Here is a 12,579-nt window from a genome sequence, read left to right as displayed (position 1 = left end):
GGCCGGCACATTCAACACCTGTGTTGGCTGACACATCGCTATCGCGAGCAAGCTCGCTCCCACAAAAGCAGAGCCCCTATGCAGCGGCTTCACAATGATTTCCCAGAACAATCCACAGAGGTTGAACCATGGCAAATGATGATCGTGCACGCAGTAAACCGTTGATCGAGAAACGCTCGATCGACTACATCCCGGAAGCGGAAAGACACGGTCGTCTATTGAGTCAGTTCACCCTGTGGTTGGGTGCCAACCTGCAAATCACCGCGATTGTGACGGGTGCATTGGCGGTGGTACTGGGCGGGGATGTGTTCTGGTCGTTGATCGGTTTGCTGATCGGCCAATTGCTCGGCGGTGGCGTCATGGCGCTGCACGCGGCCCAGGGCCCGCAACTCGGCTTGCCACAAATGATTTCCAGCCGCGTGCAGTTTGGCGTGTATGGGGCGGTGATTCCGCTGGTGCTGGTATGCCTGATGTACATCGGCTTCTCGGCCAGCGGCTCCTTGCTGGCCGGGCAGGCGGTAGCACAGTTGCTGCACGTCGAAGACTGGGTCGGTATCACGCTGTTCGCAGGCTCGATCATGGTCTTCACCATCTTCGGCTATCGGGTGATCCACGGCATTGGCCGGGTCGCCAGTGTGCTGGGCGTGGTGGCGTTCATCTACCTGTTCTACAAACTGCTGGCCGGTAACGACATCGGCGCGCTGCTGGGCAACAAGCACTTCTCGGTGGCGAGTTTCCTGTTAGCGGTGTCGCTGTCGGCGTCCTGGCAGATCGCGTTCGGCCCTTATGTGGCGGACTACTCGCGTTACCTGCCGCGCAGCACTTCTGCGTCGAAAACCTTCTGGGCCGTTGGCCTGGGTTCGGTGATCGGTGCACAGGCGTCGATGGTTTTCGGCGTGTTCGCCGCAGCCCTGGCCGGTTCGCAGTTCGCTCACCACGAGGTGTCGTTCATCGTCAGCCTGGGCGGTACCGGGATTGTCGCGGCACTGCTGTACTTCGCCGTGGCTTTCGGCAAAGTCACCGTGACCACGTTGAACGCCTACGGCAGCTTCATGTCGATCGCGACGATCATCAGTGGCTTCCGTGGCAGCCGCCACATTGGAAGCGGTGTACGCCTGTTGTACATCTTCATCATGGTGTCGCTCGCCGCTGCCCTGGCGTTGCTCGGCAAGGACTCGTTCCTCAAGGAATTCTCCGCGTTCATCCTGTTCCTGCTGGCGTTCTTCACGCCGTGGAGCGCGATCAACCTGGTGGACTTCTACTGCATCACCAAAGAACGCTATGACATTCCGGCACTGTCCAACCCAGAGGGTCGCTACGGTCGCTGGAACATCATGGGCATCAGCATTTACGTGTTCGGCGTGTTGATTCAAATGCCGTTCATTTCCACCCACTTCTACACCGGCCCTCTGGTCGCGAGCCTCGGTGATACCGACATCTCGTGGATCATCGGTCTGGTGGTCCCGGCAGCGATGTACTACTTCGCCGCCAAGAAGTGGCACAGCAAAGTGCCTGAGCGCCTGATCCTGCCGGTAGAGCAGGGCGACGCTTCAGAAGCGAAAACAAGTGGGGCTGGCCGCGTTGCAGCAATCTGATTGGACGGAACTGGCGAAGATCTTCATGAAGGAACATCCTGAGATCTGGCAGGTGTGGGTCACCACCGACACTGCCAGGAAAATCAACGCGGAACTGTAGGTCGAACCTCCCGGCTAACCGAGAGGCTGGCCGGGACGTTCGCTACATCCACTTGATTGAGAGTCTCTTATGTTTCCAGAAAGCTTCACCTTTTCCATCGCCGACTGGGTCAACACTTGGGTTGATTCGCTGGTCGTCAACTACGGAGATGTGTTCCGCCACATCTCCGACACCTTGCTGTGGGCCATCGTCAACCTCGAAGGCCTGCTGCGCGCGGCGCCGTGGTGGTTGATGCTGGCGATCGTTGCCGGCATTGCCTGGCACGCCACCCGTAAGCTGGTGACGACGGTGGTGATCGTTGGTTTGTTGTTCCTGGTGGGCGCTGTCGGCCTCTGGGACAAGCTCATGCAGACGTTGGCACTGATGCTGGTGGCGACGGTTATTTCGGTGCTGATCGGTATCCCGCTGGGCATTCTGTCGGCGCGTAGCAACCGCCTGCGTTCGGTGCTGATGCCGCTGCTCGACATCATGCAAACCATGCCCAGCTTCGTGTACCTGATCCCGGTGCTGATGCTGTTCGGTCTGGGCAAGGTCCCGGCGATTTTCGCCACGGTGATCTACGCCGTACCGCCGCTGATTCGCCTGACCGATCTGGGCATTCGCCAGGTCGATCGTGAAGTGATGGAAGCGATCAATGCCTTCGGTGCCAACCGCTGGCAGCAACTGTTCGGCGTGCAACTGCCGCTGGCCCTGCCGAGCATCATGGCCGGGATTAACCAGACGACCATGATGGCGCTGTCGATGGTGGTGATCGCCTCGATGATCGGTGCCCGTGGTCTGGGTGAGGACGTGCTGGTGGGGATTCAGACCCTCAATGTCGGACGTGGTCTTGAAGCCGGTCTGGCGATCGTGATTCTGGCGGTGGTCATTGACCGCATTACCCAGGCCTACGGTCGTCCACGGCATGAGGTGAGCCAATGAACAACGCCGCCAAGATCGAAGTCAAAAACGTTTTCAAGATTTTCGGTGACCGTTCGGCCGAAGCGCTGAACATGATCCGACAGAACATGAGCAAGGATCAGGTATTGGCCGAGACTGGCTGCGTGATCGGCGTGAACGATCTATCGCTGAGCATCGCTACCGGCGAAATCTTCGTGATCATGGGCTTGTCGGGTTCCGGCAAGTCGACACTGGTGCGCCACATCAACCGCCTGATCGACCCGACCAGCGGCGCGATCCTGGTGGACGGCGTGGACATCCTGCAATACGACATGGAAGCCCTGCGCGAATTTCGTCGGCACAAGATCAGCATGGTGTTCCAGAGCTTCGGCCTGCTGCCACACAAAAGCGTGCTGGATAACGTTGCCTACGGCCTGAAAGTGCGCGGTGAAAGCAAGCAAGTGTGCACCGAGCGCGCGCAGCACTGGATCAACACCGTGGGCCTTCAAGGCTACGAAAACAAATACCCGCATCAGCTGTCCGGCGGTATGCGTCAGCGTGTGGGCCTGGCCCGCGCTCTGGCAGCGGACACCGACATTATCCTGATGGATGAAGCGTTCAGCGCCCTCGACCCATTGATCCGTGCCGAGATGCAGGACCAGTTGCTCGAACTGCAAAAGACTTTGCACAAGACCATCGTGTTCATCACCCATGACCTCGATGAAGCCGTGCGCATCGGCAACCGCATTGCGATCCTCAAGGATGGGCGGTTGATCCAGGTCGGCACGCCGAAGGAGATCCTGCATTCGCCGGCCGATGAATACGTCGACCGATTTGTCCAGCGTCGCGCGGCGACGGTTTAAGAGAGCTGCCATGTCCCAGGCCGAATTTATTTTGAAAGACCCGCTACTGCTGCAAACCGTGTTACCGAAGCTGTACTGATTTCTACAAAAGCCAGCGTGCCAAGGCGCCTCCCTCCAAAAAGCGGGAAGCGACGGACAACGGAATCATCCGGAGCGTCTGGTCAGTGCGTGTAAATAAATAGACAACAAACTCTCAAAAGGAGAATGAATGTGACTGCTCTGAATCTTATCCCTGGCCAACTGAGCCTTGCCCAACTGCGTGCCGTTTATCAGCAACCGGTCAAAGTCAGCCTCGACGACAGTGCGTCGGCCCAGATCGAAGCCAGCGTCGCCTGCGTGGAACAGATCCTTGCGGAAAACCGTACCGCGTACGGCATCAACACCGGTTTCGGCCTGCTGGCCTCGACCCGCATTGCCAGCGAAGACCTGGAAAACCTCCAGCGCTCGCTGGTGTTGTCTCACGCTGCCGGCGTGGGCGAGCCGATCAGCGACGCCCTGGTGCGTCTGATCATGGTGCTCAAGGTCAACAGCCTGAGCCGTGGTTTCTCCGGCATTCGCCGGGTGGTGATCGACGCGCTGATCGCCCTGATCAACGCTGAGGTGTACCCGCACATTCCGTTGAAAGGTTCGGTCGGTGCTTCCGGCGACCTGGCGCCGCTGGCCCACATGTCGCTGGTGCTGCTGGGTGAAGGCAAGGCTCGCTACAAAGGCGAGTGGATGGAAGCCACTGAAGCGCTGAAAGTCGCCGGTCTGACTCCGCTGACCCTGGCTGCGAAAGAAGGTCTGGCGCTGCTCAACGGTACTCAGGTGTCCACCGCTTACGCACTGCGTGGTCTGTTCGAAGGTGAAGATCTGTTCGCCGGTGCTCTGGCCCTTGGCGGTCTGACCGTTGAAGCCGTGCTGGGCTCGCGCTCGCCATTCGACGCTCGCATTCATGCTGCCCGTGGTCAAAAAGGCCAGATCGATGCCGCAGCCGCTTACCGCGACCTGCTGGGTGAGCGCAGCCAGGTTTCCGATTCGCACCAGAACTGCGAAAAGGTTCAAGACCCGTACTCGCTGCGTTGCCAGCCACAAGTCATGGGCGCCTGCCTGACTCAGTTCCGTCAGGCCGCTGAAGTGCTGGCGATCGAAGCCAACGCCGTGTCGGATAACCCATTGGTATTCGCGGCTGAAGGTGACGTGATCTCCGGCGGTAACTTCCACGCCGAACCGGTCGCCATGGCTGCCGACAACATGGCCTTGGCCATCGCTGAAATCGGCTCGCTGAGCGAACGCCGCATCTCGCTGATGATGGATAAGCACATGTCGCAACTGCCGCCATTCCTGGTGGCCAACGGTGGCGTGAACTCCGGCTTCATGATCGCCCAGGTGACCGCGGCTGCTCTGGCCAGCGAAAACAAGGCACTGTCGCACCCGCACTCGGTGGACAGCCTGCCGACTTCCGCCAACCAGGAAGACCACGTTTCCATGGCGCCTGCCGCTGGCAAGCGTCTGTGGGAAATGGCCGAAAACACTCGCGGCGTTCTGGCTGTCGAGTGGCTGGCTGCCTGCCAGGGTCTGGACCTGCGTGATGGTCTGAAGACTTCGTCGAAACTGGAAAAAGCTCGCAGCACCCTGCGCGCCAAAGTACCGTTCTACGAGAAGGACCGTTTCTTTGCTCCGGACATTAACGCCGCGAGCGAACTGCTGGCTTCGCGCTGCTTGAATGAACTGGTGATGGCGAAGTTGCTGCCTAGCCTGTAACGGCCCATCGCGAGCAGGCTCGCTCCCACAGGTTCAGCGTGATCCTTGTAGGAGCGGGCTTGCTCGCGATTCGATTTTGCGTCGATAAGAACAACTAAGGACGAGAAATGCAAAAGCCAGCAAACGGCTTGAAACGCGGGCTATCTGCCCGACATATTCGCTTTATGGCACTGGGGTCGGCGATCGGCACCGGGCTGTTTTACGGTTCTGCCTCGGCCATCCAGATGGCCGGTCCTGCGGTGCTGCTTGCGTACCTGATTGGTGGTGCAGCGGTGTTCATGGTCATGCGCGCCCTCGGCGAGATGGCTGTGCACAACCCGGTCGCAGGTTCTTTCGGTCAATACGCCAGCACTTACCTGGGACCGATGGCAGGTTTCATCCTCGGATGGACGTACGCATTCGAAATGGTCATCGTCGGCATGGCCGACGTCACTGCGTTCGGTATTTACATGGGCTTCTGGTTCCCGGAAGTCTCTCGCTGGATTTGGGTATTGGGCGTCGTTTCCATCGTCGGCGGCTTGAACCTGTGCAACGTCAAAGTCTTCGGTGAAATGGAGTTCTGGCTGTCGCTGCTCAAGGTCGCCGCCATCGTTGCGATGATCCTCGGGGGCTTCGGCATCATGCTGTTCGGTATCAGCACGGCTCCTGGCCAAGTGACCGACATCAGCAACCTCTGGACCCAAGGCGGCTTCATGCCTAATGGCATGGGCGGTCTGATCGCTTCGTTCGCGGTGGTGATGTTTGCGTTTGGCGGTATTGAAATCATCGGCGTTACCGCTGGTGAGGCCAAAGACCCGCAGCACGTGCTGCCTCGTGCAATCAACGCCGTACCGTTGCGGATTCTGCTGTTCTACGTGCTGACGATGCTGGTGCTGATGTCGATCTTTCCTTGGCAGCAGATCGGTAGCCAGGGCAGCCCGTTCGTGCAGATCTTCGATAAGCTGGGGATCAGCTCGGCGGCCACCATCCTTAATATTGTGGTGATTACGGCGGCGATTTCGGCGATCAACAGTGACATCTTCGGCGCTGGCCGCATGATGTTCGGTCTGGCCCAGCAAGGGCACGCACCGAAGGGCTTCGCCCACCTGTCGCGCAATGGCGTGCCATGGATGACCGTGGTGGTGATGAGCGTTGCGCTGCTGCTGGGCGTGTTGTTGAACTACCTGATTCCGGAAAACGTGTTCCTGCTGATCGCGTCCATCGCGACCTTCGCAACGGTCTGGGTCTGGCTGATGATTCTGTTCACTCAGGTGGCGATGCGTCGCTCCATGACGCCTGAGCAAGTCGCGCAGCTGAAATTCCCGGTACCGTTCTGGCCTTATGCGCCGATGGCGGCGATTGCGTTCATGCTGTTTGTCTTTGGCGTGCTGGGTTACTTCCCGGATACCCAGGCAGCACTGATCGTCGGCGTGGTCTGGATCGTGTTGCTGGTGTTGGCCTACCTGATGTGGGTCAAGCCGGCGGCAGGGCAGGCGGCTTTGGTCGCGCGTGATCCTTCTTTTTCTCATCGATAACTAACGGAGGCCCCGGATGAAAACTCTCTGGCAACACTGTCACGTTGCAAGCATGGCGCAGGGCACTTACTCGATCATCGAGGATGCCGCCATCGTGACGTCAGGAGCGCACATTGAGTGGATCGGCCCACGTAGCGAGCTGCCGTCCGGCGAATACCTCGAGGTCCATGATCTCGCGGGGGCCTGGGTCACGCCGGGCCTGATCGACTGCCACACCCACACGGTGTTCGGTGGCAACCGCAGCGGCGAGTTCGAGCAGCGTCTGCAAGGCGTGAGCTATGCAGAAATCGCAGCGGCCGGTGGCGGCATCGCCAGCACCGTGCGCGCCACGCGTGCGGCGACCGAGGACGAGCTGTTCGCCAGTGCGAAGAAACGCCTGAAAAGCCTGATGCGTGATGGTGTGACCAGCATCGAGATGAAATCCGGTTATGGCCTCGACCTGGCCAGCGAGCGGAAGATCCTGCGGGTCATTCGCCGCCTCGGCGCCGAACTGCCGGTCAGCGTGCGCAGCACCTGCCTGGCCGCTCACGCCTTGCCCCCGGAATACGCCGACCGCGCCGACGACTACATCGACCACATCTGCGCCGAAATGCTACCGGCGCTGGCTGCCGAAGGTCTGGTGGATGCGGTGGATGCGTTCTGCGAATACCTGGCATTTTCGCCAGCGCAGGTCGAGCGGGTGTTCGTCGCCGCGCAGAAACTCGGTTTGCCGGTGAAGCTGCATGCCGAGCAGTTGTCGTCCCTGCACGGCTCCAGCCTGGCGGCGCGTTATCACGCGCTCTCGGCTGACCATCTGGAGTTCATGACCGAAGACGACGCCATTGCCATGGCCGCCTCCGGCACCGTTGCCGTGCTGCTGCCGGGAGCGTTCTACTTCCTGCGTGAAACCCAATTGCCGCCGATGGATGCCTTGCGCAAGCACGGGGTGAAAATAGCCATCGCCAGCGACCTCAACCCCGGCACCTCGCCGGCGCTGTCGGTTCGGTTGATGTTGAACATGGCCTGCACCTGTTTCCGCATGACCCCGGAAGAGGCCCTGGCCGGCGCGACCATTCACGCCGCCACGGCATTGGGCATGGAGCACACCCACGGCTCGCTCGAAGTCGGCAAAGTCGCCGACTTCGTGGCCTGGCAGATCGATCGCCCAGCCGACCTGTCGTACTGGTTGGGCGGTGACCTGGAAAAACGCGTCGTGCGTCACGGCGTTGAAGTCGAGTTATAGGAGAACAGTTGTGGATAAGGTTCTGAGCTTCAAACAAGGCCGGGTGCCGCTGCTGATCAGCATGCCTCACGCTGGCGTGCGTCTGACGCCTGCGGTTGAAGCCGGTTTGATCCCTGAGGCGCAAAGCCTGCCGGACACTGACTGGCACATTCCCACGCTCTACGAGTTTGCCGCTGAACTGGGCGCCAGCACCCTGGCTGCCGAGTATTCGCGGTTCGTCATCGACCTCAACCGGCCGTCCGACGACAAGCCGTTGTATGTCGGTGCGACGACCGGCCTGTACCCGGCGACATTGTTCGACGGCGTGCCGTTGTTCCGCGAAGGGCTGGAGCCGTCGGTCGAGGAGCGTGCGACGTATCTGGAGAAAGTCTGGACGCCGTACCACAGCACCTTGCAGCAAGAACTGGCGCGGCTGAAGGCCGAGTTCGGTTATGCACTGCTGTTCGATGCGCACTCGATTCGTTCGGTGATCCCGCACCTGTTCGACGGCAAGCTGCCGGACTTCAACCTCGGCACCTTCAACGGCGCCAGTTGCGATCCACAGTTGGCCAGCCAGCTGGAAGCCATCTGCGCCCGCCATCCGGACTACAGCCACGTGCTCAACGGGCGCTTCAAGGGCGGCCACATCACCCGTCATTACGGCAACCCGGCTGAAAACATCCACGCGGTGCAACTGGAGTTGGGGCAGTGCACCTACATGGAAGAGGTCGAGCCGTTCCGCTATCGGCCTGATCTGGCGGCACCGACGCAAGTGGTGCTCAAAGAGCTGCTGCAAGGGTTGTTGGCGTGGGGACACAAGCACTACGGCGCATAATCCTGTGGGAGCGAGCTTGCTCCGGGCGGCGTTCCGACGATGAGGCCATTGCATTCAACATTGCTGTTGCCTGTCAGTCCGCCATCGCGAGCAAGCTCGCTCCCACAGGTTGGCGGTCGTCTCGATACCTGCTATGGACAGTCGCCACCGTGCAAGACACGGTCGCCTCAGGGCGCTTTTGTCGTTCAGACGCTGAGTAACGTTGTGGGCACGGTGCATGAAGACACCGGGCCCACAATAACCAGCTGCCGAGCGAGCCCTCCCGATGAAACGACTGTTCAACCGCTGTCTGTTAATCCTTACCGGCACCGCACTTCTGAGCGCCAACACCTTTGCCAGCGAACCGGCGTCCTGCCAGTCCGTGCGTATGGGCGTGGTCAACTGGACCGATGTGATCGCCACCAGTGGCATGGCCGATGTCTTGCTCAACGGACTTGGCTACGAAAGCAAGCAAACCAGCGCTGTGCAGCAAATCATTTTCGCCGGCATCCGCGACAAGCGACTGGATATCTTCCTTGGCTACTGGAAGCCGGCGATGGACAAGAACATCGCACCGTTCATCGCCGCCAATCAACTCAAAGTCATGGACAAACCCAGCCTGTCTGATGCCCAGGCGACCCTCGCGGTGCCTGACTATGTTGCGGCGGCGGGTCTGAAAACCTTCGGCGATATCGCCAGATTCAAAGACCAGCTGGGCGCCAAAATCTACGGCATCGAACCGGGCAGCGGCGCCAACACCACCATCAAAACCATGATCGAGACCAATCACTTTGGCCTCAAGGACTTCAAACTGATCGAATCCGGCGAGGCCGGCATGCTTGCCGCCGTGCAGCGTGCGGTCAATCGCAAGGAGTTCGTGGTGTTCGTCGGCTGGACCCCGCATCCGATGAACATCAACATGAAGATCAACTACCTGACCGGCAGCGAAGATGTCTACGGCCCGAACGAAGGTGCAGCGACTGTCTCGACCGTGACCGCGCCGGATTACGCCCAGCGTTGCCCCAACGTGAACCGTTTGCTGGAAAACCTGACATTCACCGCCGCCCAGGAAAGCCAGTTGATGGTGCCGATCATGGAGCGCAAGACCGCACAGGACGTCGCCCGGCAGTGGCTGCGTGATCACCCTGAGGATCTTCAGCGTTGGTTGGCGGGCGTCAGCAGTTTCGATGGCAAGGACGGTGTGAAGGCGGTACAGGCCAGCCTGAAACTCTGAGTGGCCGAGAACCTTATGCCTGACTATCCAATCTCTGCGCAGCTCTCGGCATTTGTCGAGAGGACCCTCAGCTTCAACAGCACCGACAGCAGCCTGGACGGGCTGCGTCAGGCTTACAGTCAAATGTGCCGGGCGTTCACCAACGCTCGCCCGCAAGAGCTGGAGGTCTCCGACTTCACGCTGGAAGGTGTTTCGGTACGCGCCTACCAGCCAGCGGTTTCAGCGCCGGATTCGGGCTGGCCGTGCATTTTGTATCTGCACGGCGGTGGCTGGGTGGTAGGGGATCTGGATTCGCACGACTTCATCTGCGCCGAACTGGCGATGGTTTCGGGCGTGCTGGTGATTGCTGTTGATTACCGACTGGCGCCGGAGCATCCATTCCCGGCGGCGTTCGATGATTGCCTGAGTGTATGGCGAGCCCTTTGCGTAGGGGCGAGCCCGTTTGCGCTGGATGCGACGCGGATGCTGGTGGCCGGTGACAGCGCGGGCGGCAATCTGGCCGCCGCGTTGTGTCTGGCGTTGCGTGACCGGGGCGAGCGCTTGCCCTGCGCACAAGTCTTGATCTATCCAGGACTGGGCGGTGACGCCAGGCTTCCATCGCGCAGCGAATGTGCCGACGCGCCGCTGCTCAGCAGCAGCGACCTGGACTGCTATCACGCGTTGTACTTGCGCGGCACACGGCAACCGTCGGCCTACGCCATGCCATTGCTCGCCGATGATTTCAGCGGTTTGCCACCGGCGATGATCGCCGTCGCGCAGTTCGACCCGCTGCGCGACGACGGTGTCACCTATGCCCGGCGACTTGAAGCCGCAGGGGGCGAGGTCAGTCTGTATTCAGGCAAAGGGCTGGTTCACGGCTGTTTGCGGGGGCGCGGCCAGGTTGCGGAAGTGGATCTGCTGTATGAAAGCCTGCTGGCGTATTTGCATCGGTTTCTTGTAAGCGAAGTCTGATTTTTCGCGAGCATGCTCATTAACGTAATTCGGGTTTATGATGCCGGACGGCAGAATAATAGAAGTCCCCCCAGGGATGACCTCGACCCCTTACGGAGCGCGCAATGCAGACTTTGTACCCACAGATCAAACCTCACGCCCGGCACGATCTGGCTGTCGATGAAACACACACGCTATACGTCGACGAAAGCGGTTCGCCGGAAGGTTTGCCGGTGGTGTTCATTCACGGCGGCCCGGGGGCTGGTTGTGATGCACAGAGTCGGTGCTACTTCGATCCGAACCTGTACCGCATTGTTACGTTCGATCAGCGCGGTTGCGGTCGTTCCACCCCGCATGCCAGCCTGGAAAACAACACCACCTGGGATCTGGTCGCCGACCTTGAGCGAATTCGCCAGCACTTGGGCATCGAAAAATGGGTGCTGTTCGGCGGCTCCTGGGGTTCGACCCTGGCGTTGGCCTACGCGCAAACCCACCCTGAGCGTGTGCACGGTCTGATTCTGCGCGGGATCTTTCTCTGCCGTCCGCAGGAAATCGAATGGTTCTACCAGGCTGGCGCCAGCCGTCTGTTCCCGGATTACTGGCAGGACTACATCGCGCCGATCCCTGCGGATGAGCGCGACGACCTGCTCAATGCATTCCACAAGCGCCTGACCGGCAACGACCAGATTGCCCAGATGCACGCGGCCAAGGCCTGGTCGACCTGGGAAGGCCGCACGGCCACCCTGCGTCCGAACCCGATGGTGGTCGAGCGCTTCTCCGAGCCGCAGCGCGCGTTGTCGATCGCCCGTATCGAATGCCACTACTTCACTAACAACGCGTTCCTTGAGCCGAACCAGCTGATTCGCGATATGGGCAAGATCGCCCATTTGCCGGGTGTCATCGTCCACGGCCGTTACGACGTGATCTGCCCGCTGGATAACGCCTGGGAACTGCATCAAGCCTGGCCGAACAGCGAACTGCAGGTGATCCGCGATGCCGGGCATGCGGCGTCCGAACCGGGTATCACCGATGCATTGGTGCGTGCGGCCAGCCGGATGGCCCGACGTTTGCTTGATTTACCGCCTGAAGAAGCATGAAGGGCCTGTTACAGCGCGTGCGAGGCGCGCGCGTCGAAGTGGCGGGAGAAATTGTTGGCGCGGTAGACCAGGGTTTGCTGGTGCTGCTGGCGGTTGAACCGGAAGACACTCGGGCCAGCGCCGACAAACTTTTGCATAAGCTGCTTAACTATCGGGTATTCAGTGACGCCGAGGGCAAGATGAACCTGTCCTTGGCCGATGTCGGCGGTGGTTTGCTGTTGGTCTCGCAGTTCACCCTGGCCGCCGATACCAAAAATGGTTTGCGTCCGAGCTTTTCTACCGCTGCCCCACCGGCACTGGGAGAAGAGCTTTTTGACTATATATTAGCCAAGGCGCAGCAGTTACATGGCAAAGTGGCATCAGGTAAATTTGGCGCGGACATGCAGGTGCATCTGGTCAATGATGGCCCGGTAACCTTCCTGTTACAGACCTGAAAGCGCCTGAAACATCTTTTCAGGCGTGTTTCGGTCGAAAACAGAGGTTTTTCGCGATAAATACTTTGTTACCCCTGATGCGTTGTAACGCGGCCTACTAGATAATCCCGCGCTACGGGGATCAGCGTTCGTTGGCCCATTTTTGACTTAGGTAGAGACTTGTCCGGAACCGTTT

At 59.9% G+C, this 12,579-nt stretch carries 11 protein-coding genes; all 11 read left to right on the top strand.

Going from position 1 to position 12,579, the window contains the following annotated elements; all coding sequences use genetic code 11:
* Nucleotides 1-128: 128 nt before the first annotated feature.
* A complete protein-coding gene (locus tag BK659_RS04820) occupies nucleotides 129-1,595 on the top strand; it encodes a purine-cytosine permease family protein (RefSeq protein ID WP_123423980.1) in 1,467 nt (488 codons plus the stop codon).
* 169 nt (nucleotides 1,596-1,764) lie between these two features.
* Complete coding sequence (locus BK659_RS04815) at nucleotides 1,765-2,616, top strand: ABC transporter permease (RefSeq protein WP_123423979.1); 852 nt, start codon at nucleotides 1,765-1,767, stop codon at nucleotides 2,614-2,616.
* Nucleotides 2,613-3,437: a quaternary amine ABC transporter ATP-binding protein gene (locus tag BK659_RS04810; protein ID WP_123423978.1), complete on the top strand. Its 825-nt coding sequence runs from the start codon at nucleotides 2,613-2,615 to the stop codon at nucleotides 3,435-3,437. Before BK659_RS04815 ends, BK659_RS04810 begins: the two co-directional genes overlap by 4 nt.
* Nucleotides 3,438-3,641: 204 nt before the next feature.
* Nucleotides 3,642-5,180, top strand: a complete 1,539-nt coding sequence (gene hutH, locus BK659_RS04805; RefSeq protein ID WP_123423977.1) for a histidine ammonia-lyase — start codon at nucleotides 3,642-3,644, stop codon at nucleotides 5,178-5,180.
* A gap of 107 nt (nucleotides 5,181-5,287) precedes the next feature.
* The gene (locus BK659_RS04800; RefSeq protein WP_123423976.1) at nucleotides 5,288-6,694 is read left to right on the top strand and encodes an amino acid permease; all 1,407 of its coding nucleotides are present in this window, start codon (nucleotides 5,288-5,290) and stop codon (nucleotides 6,692-6,694) included.
* 16 nt (nucleotides 6,695-6,710) lie between these two features.
* Complete coding sequence (hutI, locus tag BK659_RS04795) at nucleotides 6,711-7,916, top strand: imidazolonepropionase (protein ID WP_123423975.1); 1,206 nt, start codon at nucleotides 6,711-6,713, stop codon at nucleotides 7,914-7,916.
* A 10-nt stretch (nucleotides 7,917-7,926) separates the two neighbouring features.
* Nucleotides 7,927-8,730, top strand: a complete 804-nt coding sequence (gene hutG / locus BK659_RS04790; protein ID WP_123423974.1) for an N-formylglutamate deformylase — start codon at nucleotides 7,927-7,929, stop codon at nucleotides 8,728-8,730.
* A 265-nt stretch (nucleotides 8,731-8,995) separates the two neighbouring features.
* A complete protein-coding gene (locus BK659_RS04785; protein WP_123423973.1) occupies nucleotides 8,996-9,943 on the top strand; it encodes a choline ABC transporter substrate-binding protein in 948 nt (315 codons plus the stop codon).
* A gap of 15 nt (nucleotides 9,944-9,958) precedes the next feature.
* Nucleotides 9,959-10,894 (top strand): alpha/beta hydrolase, encoded by a 936-nt coding sequence (locus tag BK659_RS04780; RefSeq protein WP_123424077.1) that lies wholly within the window; start codon nucleotides 9,959-9,961, stop codon nucleotides 10,892-10,894.
* Nucleotides 10,895-10,998: 104 nt separating this feature from the next.
* Nucleotides 10,999-11,970 carry a prolyl aminopeptidase gene (pip, locus tag BK659_RS04775; protein WP_123423972.1) on the top strand — a complete coding sequence of 324 codons (972 nt, stop codon included), beginning with the start codon at nucleotides 10,999-11,001 and terminating at the stop codon, nucleotides 11,968-11,970.
* Nucleotides 11,967-12,404 carry a D-aminoacyl-tRNA deacylase gene (gene dtd, locus BK659_RS04770; protein WP_123423971.1) on the top strand — a complete coding sequence of 146 codons (438 nt, stop codon included), beginning with the start codon at nucleotides 11,967-11,969 and terminating at the stop codon, nucleotides 12,402-12,404. The genes pip and dtd overlap by 4 nt, the downstream gene beginning before the upstream one ends.
* Nucleotides 12,405-12,579: the final 175 nt, after the last annotated feature.

Origin of the sequence: Pseudomonas brassicacearum (assembly GCF_003732225.1) — a bacterium.
Taxonomy (GTDB): Bacteria; Pseudomonadota; Gammaproteobacteria; order Pseudomonadales; family Pseudomonadaceae; genus Aquipseudomonas; species Aquipseudomonas brassicacearum_E.
The sequence above is the reverse complement of the archived record's forward strand: the minus strand, read 5'-3'. Positions and strand labels throughout refer to the sequence as shown.